General features: G+C 72.6%; 17 protein-coding genes. 12 read left to right on the forward strand and 5 right to left on the reverse strand.

Annotated elements, in window-relative coordinates; genetic code table 11:
* The first annotated feature begins 115 nt into the window (after positions 1–115).
* Genes ACZ4U1_RS11795 through ACZ4U1_RS11805 form a run of 3 tightly spaced genes read left to right on the forward strand, consistent with a single transcriptional unit; the run spans position 116 to position 3,013 of the window.
* Entirely contained in the window at positions 116–706 is a 591-nt protein-coding gene (locus tag ACZ4U1_RS11795) for a nuclear transport factor 2-like protein (protein ID WP_467902371.1), read from the forward strand.
* A 19-nt stretch (positions 707–725) separates the two neighbouring features.
* Complete coding sequence (locus ACZ4U1_RS11800) at positions 726–2,264, forward strand: hypothetical protein (RefSeq protein ID WP_467902373.1); 1,539 nt, start codon at positions 726–728, stop codon at positions 2,262–2,264.
* Entirely contained in the window at positions 2,261–3,013 is a 753-nt protein-coding gene (locus ACZ4U1_RS11805; protein WP_467902375.1) for a TIR domain-containing protein, read from the forward strand. Before ACZ4U1_RS11800 ends, ACZ4U1_RS11805 begins: the two co-directional genes overlap by 4 nt.
* A gap of 92 nt (positions 3,014–3,105) precedes the next feature.
* Here ACZ4U1_RS11805 and ACZ4U1_RS11810 read toward each other — a convergent pair whose 3' ends face one another.
* On the reverse strand, positions 3,106–4,020 hold the full coding sequence (locus ACZ4U1_RS11810; RefSeq protein WP_467902376.1) for a macro domain-containing protein: 915 nt from the start codon (positions 4,018–4,020) through the stop codon (positions 3,106–3,108).
* 101 nt (positions 4,021–4,121) lie between these two features.
* Here ACZ4U1_RS11810 and ACZ4U1_RS11815 point away from each other — a divergent pair, with 101 nt between their 5' ends.
* From ACZ4U1_RS11815 to ACZ4U1_RS11830, 4 genes are all read left to right on the forward strand, one after another.
* Complete coding sequence (locus ACZ4U1_RS11815; protein WP_467902378.1) at positions 4,122–5,483, forward strand: macro domain-containing protein; 1,362 nt, start codon at positions 4,122–4,124, stop codon at positions 5,481–5,483.
* 167 nt (positions 5,484–5,650) lie between these two features.
* Positions 5,651–6,874 (forward strand): arginine deiminase, encoded by a 1,224-nt coding sequence (locus tag ACZ4U1_RS11820; RefSeq protein WP_467902380.1) that lies wholly within the window; start codon positions 5,651–5,653, stop codon positions 6,872–6,874.
* A 63-nt stretch (positions 6,875–6,937) separates the two neighbouring features.
* Complete coding sequence (gene argF, locus ACZ4U1_RS11825; protein ID WP_467902382.1) at positions 6,938–7,960, forward strand: ornithine carbamoyltransferase; 1,023 nt, start codon at positions 6,938–6,940, stop codon at positions 7,958–7,960.
* A 110-nt stretch (positions 7,961–8,070) separates the two neighbouring features.
* On the forward strand, positions 8,071–9,519 hold the full coding sequence (locus ACZ4U1_RS11830) for an amino acid permease (protein ID WP_467902384.1): 1,449 nt from the start codon (positions 8,071–8,073) through the stop codon (positions 9,517–9,519).
* Here ACZ4U1_RS11830 and ACZ4U1_RS11835 read toward each other — a convergent pair.
* Positions 9,479–9,931 carry an ATP-binding protein gene (locus ACZ4U1_RS11835; protein WP_467902386.1) on the reverse strand — a complete coding sequence of 151 codons (453 nt, stop codon included), beginning with the start codon at positions 9,929–9,931 and terminating at the stop codon, positions 9,479–9,481. The two genes, ACZ4U1_RS11830 and ACZ4U1_RS11835, sit on opposite strands and share 41 nt — an antisense overlap.
* 295 nt (positions 9,932–10,226) lie before the next feature.
* Here ACZ4U1_RS11835 and ACZ4U1_RS11840 point away from each other — a divergent pair, with 295 nt between their 5' ends.
* On the forward strand, positions 10,227–11,054 hold the full coding sequence (locus ACZ4U1_RS11840; RefSeq protein ID WP_467902388.1) for an enoyl-CoA hydratase family protein: 828 nt from the start codon (positions 10,227–10,229) through the stop codon (positions 11,052–11,054).
* 6 nt (positions 11,055–11,060) lie between these two features.
* Positions 11,061–13,325 carry a bifunctional salicylyl-CoA 5-hydroxylase/oxidoreductase gene (locus ACZ4U1_RS11845; RefSeq protein ID WP_467902390.1) on the forward strand — a complete coding sequence of 755 codons (2,265 nt, stop codon included), beginning with the start codon at positions 11,061–11,063 and terminating at the stop codon, positions 13,323–13,325.
* A 27-nt stretch (positions 13,326–13,352) separates the two neighbouring features.
* Here the strand turns inward: ACZ4U1_RS11845 and ACZ4U1_RS11850 are convergent, their stop codons facing one another.
* Both ACZ4U1_RS11850 and ACZ4U1_RS11855 read right to left on the reverse strand, forming a co-directional pair.
* Complete coding sequence (locus ACZ4U1_RS11850) at positions 13,353–14,165, reverse strand: PaaX family transcriptional regulator (protein ID WP_467902392.1); 813 nt, start codon at positions 14,163–14,165, stop codon at positions 13,353–13,355.
* A 15-nt stretch (positions 14,166–14,180) separates the two neighbouring features.
* Positions 14,181–15,773: an AMP-binding protein gene (locus ACZ4U1_RS11855; protein ID WP_467902394.1), complete on the reverse strand. Its 1,593-nt coding sequence runs from the start codon at positions 15,771–15,773 to the stop codon at positions 14,181–14,183.
* Between the two features lie 193 nt (positions 15,774–15,966).
* Here ACZ4U1_RS11855 and ACZ4U1_RS11860 point away from each other — a divergent pair, with 193 nt between their 5' ends.
* From ACZ4U1_RS11860 to ACZ4U1_RS11870, 3 genes are all read left to right on the forward strand, one after another.
* Positions 15,967–17,097: an acyl-CoA dehydrogenase family protein gene (locus ACZ4U1_RS11860; RefSeq protein ID WP_467902396.1), complete on the forward strand. Its 1,131-nt coding sequence runs from the start codon at positions 15,967–15,969 to the stop codon at positions 17,095–17,097.
* Complete coding sequence (locus ACZ4U1_RS11865) at positions 17,094–17,492, forward strand: RidA family protein (RefSeq protein ID WP_467902398.1); 399 nt, start codon at positions 17,094–17,096, stop codon at positions 17,490–17,492. The genes ACZ4U1_RS11860 and ACZ4U1_RS11865 overlap by 4 nt, the downstream gene beginning before the upstream one ends.
* Before the next feature lie 137 nt (positions 17,493–17,629).
* Positions 17,630–18,055 carry a DUF6299 family protein gene (locus tag ACZ4U1_RS11870; RefSeq protein ID WP_467902400.1) on the forward strand — a complete coding sequence of 142 codons (426 nt, stop codon included), beginning with the start codon at positions 17,630–17,632 and terminating at the stop codon, positions 18,053–18,055.
* On the opposite strand, the gene ACZ4U1_RS11875 is transcribed toward ACZ4U1_RS11870, so the two are convergent.
* Positions 18,042–18,866: a GntR family transcriptional regulator gene (locus ACZ4U1_RS11875; protein ID WP_467902402.1), complete on the reverse strand. Its 825-nt coding sequence runs from the start codon at positions 18,864–18,866 to the stop codon at positions 18,042–18,044. The two genes, ACZ4U1_RS11870 and ACZ4U1_RS11875, sit on opposite strands and share 14 nt — an antisense overlap.
* Positions 18,867–19,005 lie beyond the last annotated feature (139 nt).

A 19,005-nucleotide genomic window follows, 5' to 3' on the forward strand; every position in this document is an offset into this window, starting at 1 on the left:
AGCGCATCGGAAGCGCGAAACCAGCTCCCGGCCGACGGATGTCGGGCAGAGTGACTGTCGTCATACCGACGGCACAAGCGAGACCCCGGCGGTCTGCTGGGAGTTGCGAGGAACCATGAACGGCACCTACGAGCCGCCGAGCCTGTTACCCGCCGGCGGACAGGAGCGCACGCACGCACTGCTCATCGCCGGCATCCCCCTTCTGCTGATCCTGCTCATAGCCGTCGTGTCCCACCTGGCCTCGGACGACGACAGCGACGGCATCCCGCCGGGGTACGGCACGATGCCCTCGGCGCCCCCCTTCGGCACGGAGACGCCGGACACGTACCCGTCGGTGTACCCGTCGTACGGGACGGAGTCCACGGACGCGTACCCCTCGTACGGGACGGAGACCACCGGGGAGACGACGTACGGCACGTCCGGTCCCGCCGACACGGTGACCGCGTTCTTCGACGCGATCAACCGGCGCGACTACGACAAGGCCTGGGAACTGGGCGGCAAGAACCTCGACGCGTCCTACGGCTCGTTCGCGGCGGGCTTCGCCACCACCGAGCGGGACGACGTCACCATCACCTCGGTCGACGGCGACACGGTCGCGGTGAACCTCCTCGCCGTCCAGACCGACGGCACGCAGAAGTCGTACAGCGGCCGGTACACCGTGGTCGACGGGACCATCACCCAGGCCTCGATGACCCCGGCCGGCTGAGCAGAGCGGAGCAACCACCATGTCGACCGACACCGTCACCGTCACCGCTCCGCCGAACGCCGCGAGCGACGCCACCCGGCTGCTGTGCGCCGGCACCTACTTCGACCCGGTGTACCGCGCCGCCGTCATCCGCGAGCTGCTGACCCGCCGGTACCGGGTGGTCGCACCGTCGTACGGGTACGACGCGGTCCCCGTGCTCGCGCACGCCCTGGCGGCGCGCCGGCTGCAGCGCGTGCGGCTGGCCGTCCTCGCGGCGGGCGTGGTCCTCACCTACGTGCTCACGGCCGTCGGCTTCCTGAACGGGTTCACGGCGGCGCTCGTGCTGCTGTGGCTGCTGTGGGCCACCGCGTACTTCCGGCGCCTCGTCACCCTCCAGCTGCTGGTCAGCCGGCTGCGGCCGGGCACCGGCAGCCCGGACGGGACGCGCGGGTTCGACGGCGCGTACCCCGAGCACCCCGAGCTGACGCCCGGCCTCGTGAGCAAGATCAAGCGGGAGCAGGCCTCCGACGGCACCGTGGTCCGCTACGGCGGCTACAAACCCTTCGTGGGCGCGGGCAATCAGGTGCGCCGCTGGGCCAACGCCGAACTGCTGATCGGTGCGCCGCTCACCGTGTTCGACGGACAGCGTGCGCCGGGCGCGCCCACGGCCCCCGGCACGAACGGCCTGGAGCCGAAGCGGAAGGAGGTCATCCCCTTCACCGTCGAGGAGATGACCGACTACGTCGCCGACCACATGGCCGCCCGGCTGCGCGACCAGACCCGGCCGGAGGAGAGGATCGACGGGCTCGCCGTCGAGGAGAGCACCTTCAGCACGGCCGTCACGACGCTCCGCGGGGTGACGGAGCCGACCCTGGACCAGCTCGACGGCGACCGGGAGGACGCCTACGACGCGGGACGGTCGTACCTGTGCATCCGGGTCGGATCCTGGGACCAGGAACTGGTCACCACGGCGTTCGTGGGCTTCGACCTCAAGGGCAACACCCTGCACACCGAGTTCTACTCGTACGTCCTGGCGCCGATCAAGAAGAGCTTCCGGCTCGTGGACCGGCTTCCCGCCGCCCTGGACGGCGGACTGCTGCTCAAGCTCGCCTGGCACACCCTGAGGGGCGCGTCCGGGTCCGCGACGCGGCCCCTGCGCGGCAAGGCCGGCTCCCAGCTGTCCGAGCTGCTGCCCTGGCGCAAGGACCGGATCCGGGTGCCGCAGCCCGCCGACAGCAGCGAGTTCGGCCTGGGCCGCTACGCGGACGCCATGCTGAACCGGGGGGCCGTCACCAGCGTGCGGGAGATGGCGACCAGCGCCACCTTCCACCACTTCTTCCAGGAGACGGACACGATCAAGTACACCCAGATCGTGGAGCGCCAACTCCTGCAGATCGTCCGTGACTTCCTGTACGAGCACAACGTGGACCTGACGGAGCACGAGGCCCGCCAGATGAACATCCTCAACAACTACGGGCACAACAACAGCTTCGTGCACGGCAACAACAACACCACCAACTCGGGCACGCAGAACCACTTCGGCGGCTCCGACGGCGCCAAGGGGACGGGATCCGCATGACGCACACACCCACGGGCGGCAACAGCAGCGACTACGGCCGCCGGAACGACTTCGGGAGCAACAACAGCTTCGTCACCGGCGACAACAACACCACCAACTCGGGCACGCAGACCTTCTACGGCGGCCGTCCCGCCCCCGCCCCCGCCGGCCGCGCCCACCAGGACCCGGACCCCTCCGGCCCCTCCGCGGACCGCCGCCGCAACGTCTTCGTCGTCCACGGCCGGGACGAGGAGGTGCGGGTGAAGATGTTCGACCTGCTGCGCCTGCTCGATCTGCGCCCGCTGGAGTGGGAGGACCTGGTCCGGGCCACCGGCAAGACGGCACCCTTCCTCGGCGAGGTCGTCGCGAAGGCCCCCGAGCAGGCCCAGGCGGCCCTCGTGCTGCTCACCCCGGACGACCTCGCCCACCTCCACCCGGACCTGCACGGCGCGGCCGAGCAGCCGTACGAGACCGAGCCGACCGGGCAGCCCCGGCCGAACGTGCTGATCGAGCTGGGCATGGTGCTGATGGCCTACCCGGAGCGCACGCTGATGGTGGAGGTCGGCGCGCTGCGGCCCATCGCCGACATCGCGGGCAGGAACGTCATCAAGTTCGACGGCTCGGAGACCGCCCTGCGCAAGATCGCCCAACGGCTGAGGCTGGCGGGCTGCACGGTGGACGACACCCGCTCCGACTGGCTCCAGACCTGGCCGTACCGCCATCTGTCCGCGTACGGCCGCGGCGGACGGGGAACACCGCCGGCCCGCTGAAGCGCCCCGCTGAACCGCGGTACGGGCCCGGTGGTCGTCCACGGCCGGGGGAGGGGCCCGTACCGCTCAGCGGCGTACCGCCGGTGGCGGGGTCAGGTGTGGCGCCGGGCGCCCGCCGCCAGGCCGGCCAGGAACGCGCCGGTCTCCGGCAGGTCGATCCGCCCCAGGTCACCGGGACGGATCAGCACCCGCAGCTCGCGGCAGACCCGCCGCTCCCAGGAGTGCACGACGAACGACAGCAGGATCAGCCGCAGCAGGCTGTCCTCGTCCAGGTCGTGCAGCCGGGCGAGCCCCGCACCGGTGAGCGGCATGGTGAGGCGCTCCAGCTGGCCGTGCCGGCGGACCGCGTCCCACAGCCGGCCGAGGCCCAGCCAGAGGTCCTCGACCCCGGACGAGGCGACGCAGTCGTTGCCCATCCGGCTGTAGGCGACGCCGAAGACCAGGTCGGGCCGGGTGCCGAGGACGGCGACCGTCCCGATCGGATACCGCGCCCGCTTGCCCCGCGGCTTGTCCCGCGGGCTCTCCCACGCCACCGGAGCCACCCCTTCCAGCGCCGCGGCCAGCTCCGCGTCCAGCCGGCCGGCGTCCCCCGCGTACCGGCGGGCGAGCAACTGCCCCTGCACACTGCCGTCGTTGATGACGACACCGTCGTCCACGAGGGTGTCGAAGGTGTCGGTGAACCCCACCACCAGATGCCCGGGCTGCTCGAACAGGTCACCCTCCTCGACCACCACCGTCATGCCGGGGCGCCCGAACTCCTGCCGCACGGCGGCCTGCGGACGCGCCCGGACCAGCCCCCAGGCCAGGCACAGGGCCACCGAAGCGGCCAGCACCGGCCCGGGCCGGGACACGACGCCCGGGAACAGCTGGCCGGCGAACTGCACGACGGCCGACACCCCGCCGAAGGCCGCCAGCACACTGCCCGTGAACACCCGCCGCCCGCGCCACGACCGCGGGAGCCGGCGCCGGGCGGCACGGGAGGACGGGCGCGGGCCGGTCAACCGCATGCTTCCCTCCAGGGCACCTTGGTACGCTGACCGCACAGATGACGGGACGTCACGCGGCGGAGGGGGCGAGGCGCGTGCAGACCCGGCCACCGTGCGTCCGCGTGAGCGTCCTGGGTCCGGTCCGGCTGGACGTGAACGGCACTCCGGTACGCCTCACCCCGCTCACGGCGCGTCTCCTGGTCCGCCTGGTCGCCGCCGAGGGCGAGGCCGTGACCGCGCGCCGGCTGTACCGGGACGTCTGGCAGCACACCGTGGAACTGCCCCACCAGGACCTGCGCAACCGCAACGAGGTGCAGAAGCGCATCCTGGAGCTGCGGCGCGCCTTCGACCGGGCCGGGCCGGGCCACGGCACCCGGATCGTCCGCACCGGACAGCTTCCGACCGCGCGCGGGGCGGAGAGCACCTACCGGCTGGACCTGTCCGAGGAGGAACTGGACAGCGCCGAGTTCACCCGCCTGGTGGGCGACGCGCTGCACGCGGCACCGGCCTCGGCCGTCCGGCTGCTCACGGACGCCCTGCGGCTCTGGCGCGGCCGGCCGCTGGCCGAGGCGCAGGACGAGGAGTTCGCGAGCGCACCGGTGCGGCGGCTGAACCGGCTCAGGGAGACCGCGCTGCGCGAACTGATCGCCGGCCACACCGCGCTGGGCCGCTACGACCTCGCCCTTCCGGTGGCCGAGCAGACGGCCCGGGAACGGCCCGACGACCCCGAGGCCGCCGCCACCCTGGCCCGGCTGAACGCCCGGCTGCGCGAGCGGCACGGCGACGAACTGCTGCGCCACACCCTGCGCGGGCTGCGGGTGGACGTCGTCGTGCTGCGCGGCGACCTGTTCGACCAGGAGGACGCCAACCTGGTCGTGGGCTTCTCCGACACCTTCGACACCTTCACCGACGACGTCGTGATCAGCCGGGAGAGTGTGCAGGGCCAGCTGGTCGACCGCCTCTTCGACGCCCGGCACCGGCTGCTGGACGCCGCCCTGCGCCGCGGGCTGAAGGACGTCACCCCGCTGGCCACGGAGAGCGTCCGGGCGAAGCGGCGCGGCCGGCGCACCCGCTATCCGATCGGTACGGCGGTGGCGGTCCCCGTCGGCAAACGCCGGGTCTTCGCCCTCGCCTACTCCCGGCTGGGCAACGACCTGCGGGCCCGGTCCGCCCCGGCGGACCTGCGGCTGAGCCTGGAACGCCTGTGGCCGTCGGTCGCCCGGCACGGACTGTTCAAACCGGTGGCGATACCGCTGATCGGCGCGGGCCTGTCCCGCCTGGTCGAACTCGACCGCACCCAGCTGCTGCTGCTGATCGTGGAGACCTTCACCCGGAGCCTCGGCCAGGATCCCGCCGTCTGCCCCGAGCTGCGCGTCGTCATCCGCGCCGACGAACTGGAGCGGACCGACCTGGCGGCGGTCGAGGCCTTCCTGCGGCGGGTGGACGAGCGGCGGCCGGCACTGCCGCCGACCGGCATCGGTTGATCTGTTCACGCCCCCAGCAAAGACCCGCGGCCGCTTCCGCCGACAGCCTCCGCCCGCTTCCGGAACGCTTCCGGTGCACGTGATCGCCGTCAGGAGTACGAGAACTCGGGGGCGCGGAAACCGCCGAGCGGCGGGTGAAGCCCGGCCCCGGTGGTCAGGATGGAGGCATGGGATTCCATGTCGACTCCGAGGCCGGGCGGCTGCGCCGCGTCATCCTGCACCGGCCGGATCTTGAGCTCAAAAGGCTCACCCCCAGCAACAAGGACGCCCTGCTCTTCGACGACGTGCTCTGGGTGCGCCGGGCGCGCGCCGAGCACGACGGGTTCGCCGACGTACTGCGCGACCGCGGGGTCGAGGTCCACCTCTTCGGGGACCTGCTCGCCGAGGCCCTGGCGCTCCCCGAGGCCCGCACCCTGGTCCTGGACCGGGTCTTCGACGAGAAGGAGTACGGTCCCCTCGCCACCGACCACCTGCGCGCCGCCTTCGACCGGATGACCCCGGGGGAGCTGGCCGAGGCCCTGGTGGGCGGCATGACCAAGCGGGAGTTCCTGGCCGCCCACGCGGAACCGACCTCGGTCCGCTTCCACGTCATGGAGCTGGACGACTTCCTGCTCCGCCCGCTGCCCAACCACCTGTTCACCCGTGACACCTCGGCGTGGATCTACGACGGCGTCTCCATCAACGCCATGCGCTGGCCCGCCCGGCAGCGGGAGACCGTCCACTTCGAGGCGATCTACCGCCACCACCCGCTGTTCCGTGACGAAACGTTCCACGTCTGGTCCCGGGGACAGGCCGACTACCCCTCCACCATCGAGGGCGGTGACGTCCTGGTGATCGGCAACGGCGCCGTGCTGATCGGCATGAGCGAGCGCACCACCCCGCAGGCCGTGGAGATGCTGGCGCACAAGCTGTTCGCGGCCGGCTCGGCACGCACGATCGTCGCGCTCGACATGCCCAAGCGACGTGCCCTCATGCATCTCGACACGGTGATGACCATGGTCGACGGCGACACCTTCACCCAGTACGCGGGCCTCGGCATGCTCCGCTCGTACACCATCGAACCGGGTGTCGGCGAGCGCGAGCTGAAGGTCACCGACCACCCCCCGGAGCACATGCACCGCGCGATCGCCGCCGCGCTCGGCCTGGGCGAGATCCGGGTGCTGACCGCCACCCAGGACGTGCACGCGGCCGAACGCGAGCAGTGGGACGACGGCTGTAACGTCCTTGCCGTCGAGCCCGGTGTCGTCGTCGCCTACGAGCGGAACTCCACCACCAACACGCATCTGCGCAAGCAGGGCATCGAGGTGATCGAGATCCCGGGCAGCGAGCTGGGCCGGGGCCGGGGCGGTCCGCGGTGCATGAGCTGTCCCGTCCAGCGAGACGCTGTATAGAAATGTTAAGGGTCGTATAGACTTCCACCGTCCCCTGTAGTCAGACCTCTGGAGCGCCCCGCCATGGCGACAGTCCCGACCGCCCTCGCCGGCCGCCACTTCCTCAAGGAGCTGGACTTCACCGAGGAGGAGTTCCGCGGCCTGGTCGAGCTGGCCGCCGAGCTGAAGGCCGCCAAGAAGGCCGGGACCGAGACCCGGTACCTGCGGGGCAGGAACATCGCGCTGGTCTTCGAGAAGACCTCGACGCGCACCCGCTGCGCGTTCGAGGTCGCCGCGGCCGACCAGGGCGCCCACACCACCTACCTCGACCCCGTCGGCTCGCAGATCGGGCACAAGGAGTCGGTCAAGGACACCGCCCGCGTGCTCGGCCGGATGTTCGACGCCATCGAGTACCGCGGCGACAGCCAGGCCAAGGTCGAGGAGCTGGCCGCGCACGCCGGCGTGCCCGTCTACAACGGCCTCACCGACGACTGGCACCCCACCCAGATGCTCGCCGACGTGCTCACCATGACCGAGCACAGCACCAAGCCGCTGCGGAAGATCTCCTTCGCCTACCTCGGCGACGCCCGCTTCAACATGGGCAACTCCTACCTGGTCACCGGCGCCCTGCTCGGCATGGACGTACGGATCGTCGCCCCGAAGACCTACTGGCCCGCCCCGGAGATCGTCGACCGCGCCCAGGCGCTCGCCGCCTCCAGCGGCGCCCGCGTCACGCTCACCGACGACGTCGCCGAGGGCGTCGCGGGCGCCGACTTCGTCGCCACCGACGTCTGGGTCTCCATGGGCGAGCCGATGGAGGTGTGGGACGAGCGGATCGCGGCCCTGACCCCCTACGCCGTGACCATGGACGTCCTGCGCGCCACCGGCAACCCGGACGTGAAGTTCCTGCACTGCCTGCCGGCCTTCCACGACCTCGGCACCACCGTGGGCCGGCAGATCCACGAGACCCACGGCCTCACCTCGCTGGAGGTGACGGACGAGGTCTTCGAGTCCGCCCACTCCGTCGTCTTCGACGAGGCCGAGAACCGCCTGCACACCATCAAGGCGGTGCTGGTGGCCACACTCGCCCGGGAAAGCCTTGCCTGACCCGCCTCACCAGGCCTTATCCTGACCGGCGGTCCGGAACCACCCCTTCCGTGGCCGCCGCCGCGCCCCTACGACGGGCGCCCGCACCACCAGAAACGAGCACCACCCGCATGCCCGCTCCCCGCATCAAGTCCCCGCACCTGCTCGTCGCCGAATCCGGAGCCGACCGCGAGGGACACGGCCTGAAGCGCACCATGGGCCTCTTCCAGCTCATCTGCTTCGGCGTCGGCGCCATCGTCGGCACCGGCATCTTCGTCGGCCTCTCCGACTCCGTCGCCCAGGCCGGACCGGCCGTCGTCGTCTCCTTCGTCCTCGCCGCGATCACCTGCGTCTTCACCGCCCTCTCCTTCGCCGAGCTGGGCGGCGCGATCCCGGTCTCCGGTTCCTCGTACTCCTTCGCCTACGCCGGCCTCGGCGAGTCCACCGCCTTCCTCGTCGGCTGGTGCCTGCTGCTGGAGTACGGCATCTCCATCTCGGCCGTCGCGGTCGGCTGGAGCGAGTACGTCAACGAGCTGCTGCACAGCCTCACCGGCCTCCAGCTCCCGGCCGCCCTGTCCGTGGGCCCCGGCGACGGCGGTGTCGTCAACCTGCCCGCCGTGCTCGTCATCGCCATGGCCTCCGTGCTGCTGGTGCGCGGGGTGCGCGAGAGCGCCCGGGCCACGGCCGCCATGGCCGCCGTGAAGCTGGCGATCCTGCTCGCCTTCTGCGTCATCGGCTACAGCGCCTTCAAGGACGGCAACCTCACCCCGTTCTCCCCGGCCGGACTCGGCGGCATCGGCGCGGGCACCACCGCCGCGTTCTTCTCCTACATCGGCTTCGACGCGATCACCACCGCCGGCGAGGAGGCGAAGAACCCGCGCCGGGACATCCCGGTCGCGATCCTCGTCTGCATGGGCCTGGTCACCCTGCTGTACTGCGCGGTCGCGCTCGCCGCGATCGGCGCCATCGGCGGCGACCAGGTCGCCGGCCGCCCCGCCGCCCTGTCGTACGTGGTCAACGAGGTCACCGGCTCGGCCGTCGGCGGCGGTGTCATCGCCTTCGGCGCGGTCGTCGCCATCGCCTCGGTCGTCCTCGCGGTGATGTACGGCCAGACCCGCATCCTGATGTCGATGTCCCGGGACGGCCTGATCCCGCGCGTCTTCGAGAAGGTCTCCCCGCGGACGTCCACGCCGGTCGCCGGCACGCTGATCGTGGCGGTCGTCTTCGCGGTCCCGGCGGCCTTCGCCTCCCTCGACGCCGTGATGAACCTGTGCACCATCGGCACGCTGGCCATCATGGCCGTCGTCAACATCGCGGTGATCGCCCTGCGCCGCCGCGAACCGGGCCTCGCCCGCAGCTTCCGGGTGCCGCTCTACCCGGTGGCCCCGCTGCTCGGCGTCGCCTTCTGCCTGTACCTGATGTACGAGACGGGCTGGCAGACCTGGGTGCAGTTCGCCGTGTTCCTCGCGGTGGGCCTGCTGGTCTACGGCGCCTACGGCCGCCGGCACTCCACGCTCGCCACGGCCGCGCCGGACGAGGTCACGCCGGCCGCCGCTGAGCGGGAACCGCAGGCAGTCTGAACCACACCGCCTTGCCCGACGGGGTGGGGCGGTGACCGCAGGAGGAGCTGAGGGCGCGGATCAGCAGCAGACCGCGCCCGCCCTCCTGCCAGACGTCGGGCTCCTCGATCACCGGCCGGGTCAGATGGCCGGGCGGCGCCGGGTCCGGGTCGTGCACCTCCACCTGGCAGCCGGTCGGCGCCAGCTCCACCACCAGCTCGATCGGGCCGCGCCCGGCGGTGTGCTCCACCGCGTTCGCCACCAGCTCGGCGGTCAGCAGCTCCGCCGTGTCGCAGTCGGCCGCGTGCTCCACCTCGGTGAGAGCCGTGCGCACCAGGGCACGCGCCACCGGCACCGCCGCGGTGGTGTGCGGCAGCGCGATGCGCCAGGAGGCCGATTCGGCGGGGCGTTCGTGCAAGGCGAGTCCGTTCATGGAGCAGGCTGTCCTGCTTTCGACTGTAGGAATGGTACGGGCCCGGCCACCGCGGACCGGCGGCGGGCTGCGCCCGGGACCCCCCGTCCCGGTACCGGCGGCCTACCCAGCCGGAGGGTCCGCCTCGCCCTTCCCGGCCCACTGTTACCCCGCTGTCGACAACCGGTGACCGAGGCGACGGAAGCCGGACGATCAACGCCCCTCTGTCGCGCACCCGTGACGACAGTCACAAACAAGTGATAACTTCGTGGGACAGTGCAACGTACGGCACCGCCGCGCTAGGAGGCCGCACGTCATGAGTCCCTTCACCGGTTCCGCCGCCCGCACCGCCGACTGGGAGCACCTGCGGGTCCGGATCGCCGACGGGGTGGCCACCGTCACCCTCGCCCGGCCCGAGAAACTCAACGCCCTCACCTTCGGTGCCTACGCCGACCTGCGGGACCTGCTCGCCGAACTGTCCCGGGAGCGCGCGGTACGCGCCCTGGTGCTGGCCGGCGAGGGCCGCGGCTTCTGCTCCGGCGGCGACGTCGACGAGATCATCGGCGCCACGCTGGCCATGGACACCGCCCAGCTGCTCGACTTCAACCGGATGACCGGCCAGGTCGTCCGGGCGATCCGGGAGTGCCCGTTCCCGGTGATCGCCGCGGTGCACGGGGTGGCCGCGGGCGCCGGCGCCGTCCTCGCCCTGGCGGCCGACTTCCGGATCGCGGACCCCTCGGCCCGCTTCGCCTTCCTCTTCACCCGGGTCGGCCTGTCCGGCGGCGACATGGGCGCGGCCTATCTGCTGCCCCGGGTGGTCGGCCTCGGCCACGCCACCCGCCTGCTCATGCTCGGCGACCCGGTCCGGGCCCCCGAGGCCGAGCGCATCGGCCTGATCAGCGAGCTGGCGCAGGAGGGCCGGGCCGACGAGGCCGCTGCCGAACTGGCCCACCGCCTGGCCGAGGGCCCGGCCCTGGCCCACGCCCAGACGAAGGCCCTGCTCACGGCCGAACTGGACATGCCCCTGGCGGCCTCGGTGGAACTGGACGCCTCCACCCAGGCCCTGCTGATGAACGGCGAGGACTACGCCGAGTTCCACGCGGCCTTCACGGAGAAGCGCCCGCCGAAGTGGCGGGGCAGGTGACGGACCATGCGCGTGGCGATCATCGGCGGCGGTCCCGGCGGGCTCTACGCCGCCGCCCTGCTGAAACGGCTCGACCCCGCCAGGGAGATCACCGTCTGGGAACGCAACGCCCCCGACGAGACCTTCGGCTTCGGCGTGGTCCTGTCCGACGAGACCCTCGGCGGCATCGAACACGCCGATCCCGTCGTCTACGAGGCTCTCCAGCGGGACTTCGTCCGCTGGGACGACATCGACATAGTGCACCGGGGCGTACGGCACCGCTCCGGCGGACACGGTTTCGCCGCGCTGGGCCGGCACCGGCTCCTGGCCATCCTGCACGAACGCTGCCGCTCCCTCGGCGTGGAGCTGCGGTTCTCCACCGAGGCGCCGGACCTCGGCCGGCTCGCGGCGGACCACGATCTGGTCGTCGCCGCCGACGGTGTGCACAGCACCACCCGAGAGAGCCACGCCAATGTCTTCCGCCCCCATGTGGCCACACACCACTGCCGCTATATCTGGCTCGCCGCCGACTTCGCCTTCGACGCCTTCCGCTTCGAGATCGCCGAGACCGAGCACGGCGTGATGCAACTGCACGGCTACCCCTACGCGGCCGACGCCTCCACGGTGATCATCGAGATGCGCGAGGAGGTCTGGCGGGCGGCGGGATACGACGTCACCCCGCAGGAGTCGATAGAACGCTGTGCCAAGGTCTTCTCCGAGGCGCTCCGCGGCCGCCCCCTGCGCTCGAACAACTCGGTCTGGACCACCTTCCGCACGGTGGTCAGCGACCGCTGGTCGCACGGCAACGTCGTCCTCCTCGGCGACGCCGCCCACACCGCCCACTTCTCCATCGGCTCCGGCACCAAGCTCGCCGTGGAGGACGCCCTCGCCCTCGCCGCCTGCCTGCGCGAACAGCCGGACATACCCAGCGCGTTGGCGGCCTACGAGGAAGAACGCAAGCCCGTCGTCGCCTCGACCCAGCGGGCCGCCCGCGCCAGCCTGGAGTGGTTCGAGAACCTGCGGCTGTACCTCCGCCAGCCGCCCCGCCAGTTCGCCTTCAACCTGCTCACCCGCAGCCGCCGCGTCACCCACGGCAACCTGCGGCTGCGCGACGCCCGCTTCACCGAGGCCGTGGAGCGCGAGTTCGGCTGCCCGCCCGGCACGCCCCCGATGTTCACGCCGTTCCGGCTGCGCGGACTGACCCTGCGCAACCGGGTCGTCGTGTCGCCGATGGACATGTACTCCGCCACCGACGGCGTCCCCGGCGACTTCCACCTCGTCCACCTGGGCGCCCGCGCCCTCGGCGGGGCGGGCCTGGTGATGACCGAGATGGTGTGCGTCAGCGAGCAGGGCCGCATCACCCCCGGCTGCGCCGGCCTCTACACCGGCCGGCAGGCCGAGGCGTGGCGGCGCGTCACCGACTTCGTGCACCGGCAGGCTCCGGGCACCGCGATCGGCGTCCAGCTCGGGCACTCCGGCCGCAAGGGCTCCACGAAACTGATGTGGGAGGGCATCGACGAGCCGCTGCCCACCGGCAACTGGCCCCTCGTCGCCGCCTCACCGCTGCCGTACAGGCCGGGCAGCCAGATCCCGCGTGAACTCTCCCGCGCCCAGCTCACCGACATCCGCGAGCAGTTCGCGGCCGCGGCCTGGCGGGCCGCCCGGGCCGGCTTCGACCTGCTCGAACTGCACTGCGCCCACGGCTACCTGCTCTCCGGCTTCCTCTCCCCGCTCACCAACCGGCGCACCGACGCCTACGGCGGCTCGCTGGAGCGGCGCCTGCGCTTCCCGCTGGAGGTCTTCGACGCCGTACGCGGGGTGTGGCCGGTCGAGCGGCCGATGACCGTGCGGATCTCGGCCACCGACTGGGCGGAGGGCGGGACGAGTGCCGAGGACGCCGTCGAGATCGCCCGCGCCTTCGTCGCGCACGGCGCCGACGCCATCGACGTCTCCACCGGGCAGGTGGTGGCCGAGGAGCAACCGGAGTTCGGGCGGTCGTACCAGACGCCGTTCGCCGACCGGATACGGCACGAGGTCCGCGTCCCGGTGATCGCGGTCGGCGCGATCTCCTCCTGGGACGACGTCAACTCGCTGATCCTCGCCGGCCGTACGGACCTGTGCGCGCTGGCCCGGCCGCACCTGTACGACCCGCACTGGACCCTGCACGCGGCGGCCGAGCAGGGCTACGAGGGCCCGGGCGCGCTCTGGCCCGCGCCCTACCGCGCGGGCAGCCGGCCGCCGCGGACCGGACGCACCGACGCCCCCAAGCCCCGGCTCTCCCTCAGCGGCTGAGGCCCGCCGTCCCGCCGGTCAGGGGCGTCACAGCCCCGCGAACCGGGCGCCCGCCTCGCGCAGCCGCTCGTGCAGGCCCCGGAAGACCTCCGCCGAGCGGACGCCGGGCCAGCCGGGGGGCAGCAGGTGGGTGGGCAGGCCCGGGTCGGTGTAGGGGAGGTGGCGCCAGGAGTCCAGGGCGAGGAGGTAGTCGTGGTAGGCCTCCTCGGGCGGGGTGTCGGTGCGCTGCTCCCAGGCGTGCAGGACCGGCGCGTGCACGTCCAGGAAGCGCTCGTGCTCCTTGGCGATCGCCGCCAGGTCCCACCAGCGGGCCACCGCCTCGGCCGTGGCCGCGAAGCCCAGGTGCTCGCCGCGGAAGAAGTCGACGTACGGATCCAGGCGCAGCCGGCGCAGGGTGTGCTCCGTCTCCTCGTACAGGCGGGCCGGGGCGATCCACACCCCCGGGGCCGCCGTGCCGAAGCCCAGGCCGGCCAGCCGGGAGCGCAGCACGTGCCGCTTCTGCCGCTCCGACTCGGGGACCGAGAACACCGCGAGCACCCAGCCCTCGTCGGCCACGGGCGAGCCCGCGTAGATGCGCCGGTCGCCGTCGTCCAGCAACTGGCGTGCCTCGGCGGAGAGTTCGTACCCGGCCGCGCCGGACCCCGTGCGGGCCGGCAGCAGCAGCCCGCGCCGTTTGAGCCGGGACACCGAGGAGCGTACGGAGGGCGCGTCCACCCCGACCGCGGCCAGGAGCCGGATCAGCTCGGCGACGGGCACCGGGCCGGGCATGAAGCGGCCGTACGCGCCGTAGAGCGTGACGATGAGGGACCTGGGGGCGTGCTGCTCGGACACGTTGATCATTTTAGGTCGTCGGCATCACTGCTGGTCACCTTCGGTGCGCAGCCGGAACCGCTGGAGCTTGCCGGTGGCGGTCCGCGGCAGCGCGTCGAGGAAGACGAAGGCGCGCGGGCACTTGTACGGGGCCAGCTCACGGGTGAGGAACGCGCGCAGCGCCTCCGGGTCGGGCCGGGCCCCGGCGCGCAGCACCGTGTAGGCCACCGCGATCTGGCCCCGGGTCTCGTCGGGCCGGCCGACGACCGCCGTCTCGGCCACGTCCGGGTGGCGCAGCAGCGCCTCCTCCACCTCCGGGCCCGCGATGTTGTACCCGGCCGAGATGATCATGTCGTCGGCGCGGGCCACGTAGCGGAAGTAGCCGTCGGCGTCGCGGACGTAGGTGTCGCCGGTGATGTTCCAGCCGCCCTGGACGTACTCCCGCTGCCGCGGATCGGCGAGGTAGCGGCAGCCGACCGGGCCGCGTACGGCGAGCAGGCCGGGCTCGCCGTCGGGCACCGGCTTGCCGTCGGCGTCCTGGACACGGGCCTGCCAGCCCGGCACCGGCAGGCCCGTGCTTCCGGGCCGTATGTGCTCGTCGGCGGCGGAGATGAAGATGTGCAGCAGCTCGGTCGCGCCGATGCCGTTGATGATGCCGAGGCCGGTGCGGTCGTGCCAGGCCCGCCAGGTGGCCGCGGGCAGGTTCTCGCCGGCCGACACACAGCGCCTGAGGGCCGAGATGTCGTACCCGTCCAGATCGTCCAGCATGGCGCGGTAGGCGGTCGGTGCGGTGAAGAGGACCGAGACGCGGTGCTCGGCGATCGCGGGGAGCAGCTGCCGGGGGCCCGCGTGTTCCAGGAGGAGCGTGCTGGCCCCGGCCCGCATCGGGAAGATCACCAGTCCGCCGAGGCCGAAGGTGAAGCCGAGCGGGGGACTGCCGGCGAACACATCGTCCCCATGGGGGCGCAACACATGCCGCGAGAAGGTGTCGGCTGTTGCCAGCACATCCCGGTGGAAGTGCATGCACCCTTTCGGGCGACCCGTGGTGCCGGAGGTGAACGCGATCAGGGCGACGTCGTCGGACGCGGTGTCCACCGCCGGGTAGGGGCCGGCGGGCGCCGGGCGGTGCAGGAGGTCGTCAGGTGTGTCACCGCCGTACGTCGTGATGCGCAGCCCGGGTATCGCGGCCTTCGCCAGGTCGTCCACCGCCCGGATGTCGCACAGCGCGTGCCCCACCCGGGCCATCTCGCACATGGTCGCCAGCTCGTGCGGGCGCTGCTGGGCGAGCACGGTGACCGCGACCGCGCCCGCCTTCAGCACCGCCAGCCAGCAGGCGGCGAGCCAGGGCGTGGTGGGGCCGCGCAGCAGCACCCGGTTGCCCGGGACCACGCCCAGGGAGCCGGTGAGCACGTGCGCGATCCGGTCGACCCGGGCGCGCAGTTCGCCGTACGTCCAGACGGGACCGTCCGGGGTGCGGAACACCGGGCGGGCGGCATCGGCGTGGTCGAGGAGCTCCGCGGCGCAGTTCAGCCGGTCGGGGTACCGCAGCTCCGGCAGGTCGAACCGCAGCTCGGGCCACTCGTGCGGCGGGGGCAGATGGTCGCGCGCGAACGTGTCCACGTGGGCCGAGAGATGCATGGCGGTCCGCCCCCTTGCCGTGACAGAGGTCCGGGACGTCCGGGACGGATGTCCGAACGGGCTTCCTGGTGGGCTCGCGCATCGAGCGTATCGTGTTGGTGACGGCAGTCAACTGTGCGCGATAACGTCGGTGGGCGGGTAGGGAAGGCAAGGGGGGACCCGCCCCGGAGGTGCCCCCGGAGGGAGGACGGCTGTGTCCGCATTCTCACTCGGCCCGGAGCAGACCGCCTGGTGCGCCGAGCTGCGCGAGCTGGCCGCCGAACGCCTGCGCCCGCTCGCCGAGCGCGGCGCACCCGGCCGTGTCAACCGGCCGCTCCTCGCCGAACTCGGCCGACTGGGCCTGCTCGCGCGGCTCTTCGACTCCGGTGCGCTGGACCTGTGCCTGATGCGGGAGTCCCTCGCGCAGGCCTGTACAGAGGCCGAGACCGCCCTCGCCCTGCAGGGCCTGGGCGCCCACCCGGTGCACGCCCACGGCACCCCGGAGCAGCGCGAACGCTGGCTGCCCCGGGTCGCCGACGGCGGCGCGGTCGCCGCCTTCGCGCTGAGCGAGCCCGGCGCCGGGTCGGACGCGGCGGCACTGTCCCTCGCCGCCGAGCCCGACGGCGACGGCTGGCGGCTCACCGGCGCCAAGTGCTGGATCTCCAACGCCCCCGAGGCCGACTTCTACACCGTCTTCGCCCGCACCACACCCGGCGCCGGGGCCCGCGGTGTGACCGCCTTCCTGGTCCCCGCCGACCGGCCCGGACTCACCGGCAGCCCACTGGAGATGATCTCGCCGCACCCCATCGGCGCCCTCGACTTCGACGCCGTGCCCGTCACCCCCGCCGACCTGCTCGGCGAGCCCGACCGCGGCTTCGCCGTCGCCATGGGCACCCTCAACCTCTTCCGTCCCAGCGTCGGCGCCTTCGCGGTCGGCATGGCCCAGGCCGCGCTGGACGCCACCGTCGGCCACACCAGTCGGCGCGAGGCTTTCCACGGCAGGCTGATGGACCTTCAGGCGGTGTCCCACCAGGTCGCCGAGATGGCCCTGCGCACCGAGGCGGCCCGGCTGATGGTCTACGCGGCGGCTGCGGCGTACGACGCGGGAGCCCCCGACGTCCCCCGGCGCGCCGCGATGGCCAAGCTGCTCGCCACGGAGACCGCGCAGTACGTCGTCGACACCGCCGTCCAGCTGCACGGCGCCCGCGCCCTGCGCCGCGGCCACCTCCTCGAACACCTCTACCGCGAGGTGCGCGCGCCCCGCATCTACGAGGGCGCCAGCGAGGTCCAACGGGGCATCATCGCCAAGGAGTTGTACGCCACGGCCCAGAAGGAGGACCGGTGACGACCGAGCGCGTCAACCCGCCCGAGCTGTCCCCGCCCACGGGCTTCACGCACGCCGTGGTCGCGGCCGGCTCCCGCGTGGTCTTCCTCGCGGGCCAGACCGCCCTCGACACCGACGGCAAGATCACCGGCGAGACGCTGCCCGAGCAGTTCGAGCGGGCCCTCGGCAACCTCCTCACCGCCCTGCGCGCGGCCGGCGGCACCCCCGCGGACCTCGCCCGGGTCACCGTCTACGCCACCGACGTCGCCGCGTACCGCGCCCACGCACGGCAACTGGGCCGGATCTGGCAGGAGTCGGCGGGCCGCGACTACCCCGCGATGGCCGTCATGGAGGTCGTGCGGCTGTGGGACGAGCGGGCGCTGGTGGAACTGGACGGGTTCGCCGTACTGCCCTAGATTCTGCTGCCGCACCCCGCGTGACCTGGCCCGTTCGGTTTCATGACGCGCCACCGATGGGGTGACGGTCACGCCCGCGTGCCCGGCCGCCCGGTACCAGTGGAAGCCCTCGAACCCCTGGACCCGGGAGGAACCCCATGCCCGTACGCCCCGTCGTCGCCTCGGCCCTCGGCGCCGCGGCCCTGCTGTGCGCCGCCGTCGCCCCGGCCTGCGCCGACCCCACCGAGCTGATCACCGTCGACCCGGTCGGCCGGATCGCGCCCGACGGCACGGTGACGCTCTCCGGCACCTACCGCTGCACCGGCGGCAGCGGACCGGTGTTCGTCAGCTCCTCGCTCAGCCAGGGCGACGCCCGCCTCAAGCACGGCATCGGGGGCGGCGCCGCCCGCTGCGACGGCGCCGAGCACCGCTGGGAGAACACCGGCAAGGTCTCGGGGGAGGCGGTGAAGGCGGGGGCGGCGCATGTGGAGGCCACCCTCACGGAGCTGCGCTCCTCGGGCATCATCCTGCTGCCCGCCTTCCACGCGGTGAGCAACCAGGACATCACGCTCACGCAGGAGTGACGCCGAGCCCGTCCCGGTCCGGCGGGGCCGCTCTCCGCCGGACCATCCGGGTGCCCGGCCGGCGCAGGGCGGCCACGAACTTGTAGCGGGAGCCCCGGTACACCGAGCGGACCCACTCCACCGGGGTGCCCTGCGCGTCCCGTGAGTGCCGGGACAGCAGCAGCATCGGCAGGCCCACGTCGGTGGCGAGCAACTGCGCCTCGCGCGGGGTGGACAGCGAGGTCTCGATCGTCTCGTCGGCCTCGGCGAGATGGACGCCGTACACCTCGGCGAGCGCCGTGTAGAGCGAGGGGTACGTGGCGAGGGACCGGCGCAGGCCGGGGAAGCGGCGTACGGACAGGTGGGTCGTCTCGATGGCCATCGGGTCGCCGCTGGCCAGCCGCAGCCGCTCGATGCGCAGCACCTTCTCGCCGATCCCGATGCCGAGCAGGCCCGCCAGCTTCTCGTCCGCGGGCACCTCCCCGATGTCCAGCATCTGCGAGGCGGGCGTAAGTCCCTGCGCGCGCATGTCCTCGGTGTGGGAGGTGAGTTGAAGGGTGCGGTACAGCTTGGGCTGGGCGACGAAGGTGCCCTTGCCCTGGATCCGGTCGAGCCGGCCCTCGCCGACGAGTTCCTGGAGCGCCTGCCGGACGGTGGTCCGCGAGGTGTCGAACCGGACGGCGAGCAGGCGTTCCGCGGGCATGGCCGAACCGGGCTGCAGCGCCTCGGCCATGGTGAGCAGCTGCTGTTTGATCCGGTAGTACTTCGGCACGCGCGCGGTGCGGCCGGACGCCCCCCTGTGCGGCTGGGCGCTGCTGACGTCGGTGGTCATGCCTGCCTTCCCGGCTGTGTCGACGGTCTCCCGTTATAGCGACCAACTCCCGTATGGTCTAGTCCAACTGAACGGTCCGGGCGAAACGGACGTAATGCGGACGGACGCGCTCCGGTGACTTTCTCGTAACGGCCGGGAC

Source organism: Streptomyces sp. NPDC028928, from assembly GCF_055564915.1.

Bases quoted from the DNA above. Each gene is read 5' to 3' on its own strand.
- ACZ4U1_RS11800 (WP_467902373.1), top strand. From the start codon at position 726: ATGTCGACCGACACCGTCACCGTCACCGCTCCGCCGAACGCCGCGAGC.
- argF (WP_467902382.1), top strand. From the start codon at position 6,938: ATGGCGACAGTCCCGACCGCCCTCGCCGGCCGCCACTTCCTCAAGGAG.
- ACZ4U1_RS11795 (WP_467902371.1), top strand. From the start codon at position 116: ATGAACGGCACCTACGAGCCGCCGAGCCTGTTACCCGCCGGCGGACAG.
- ACZ4U1_RS11870 (WP_467902400.1), top strand. From the start codon at position 17,630: ATGCCCGTACGCCCCGTCGTCGCCTCGGCCCTCGGCGCCGCGGCCCTG.
- ACZ4U1_RS11835 (WP_467902386.1), bottom strand. From the start codon at position 9,931: ATGAACGGACTCGCCTTGCACGAACGCCCCGCCGAATCGGCCTCCTGG.
- ACZ4U1_RS11845 (WP_467902390.1), top strand. From the start codon at position 11,061: ATGCGCGTGGCGATCATCGGCGGCGGTCCCGGCGGGCTCTACGCCGCC.
- ACZ4U1_RS11830 (WP_467902384.1), top strand. From the start codon at position 8,071: ATGCCCGCTCCCCGCATCAAGTCCCCGCACCTGCTCGTCGCCGAATCC.
- ACZ4U1_RS11810 (WP_467902376.1), bottom strand. From the start codon at position 4,020: ATGCGGTTGACCGGCCCGCGCCCGTCCTCCCGTGCCGCCCGGCGCCGG.
- ACZ4U1_RS11840 (WP_467902388.1), top strand. From the start codon at position 10,227: ATGAGTCCCTTCACCGGTTCCGCCGCCCGCACCGCCGACTGGGAGCAC.
- ACZ4U1_RS11855 (WP_467902394.1), bottom strand. From the start codon at position 15,773: ATGCATCTCTCGGCCCACGTGGACACGTTCGCGCGCGACCATCTGCCC.
- ACZ4U1_RS11805 (WP_467902375.1), top strand. From the start codon at position 2,261: ATGACGCACACACCCACGGGCGGCAACAGCAGCGACTACGGCCGCCGG.
- ACZ4U1_RS11875 (WP_467902402.1), bottom strand. From the start codon at position 18,866: ATGACCACCGACGTCAGCAGCGCCCAGCCGCACAGGGGGGCGTCCGGC.
- ACZ4U1_RS11850 (WP_467902392.1), bottom strand. From the start codon at position 14,165: ATGATCAACGTGTCCGAGCAGCACGCCCCCAGGTCCCTCATCGTCACG.
- ACZ4U1_RS11820 (WP_467902380.1), top strand. From the start codon at position 5,651: ATGGGATTCCATGTCGACTCCGAGGCCGGGCGGCTGCGCCGCGTCATC.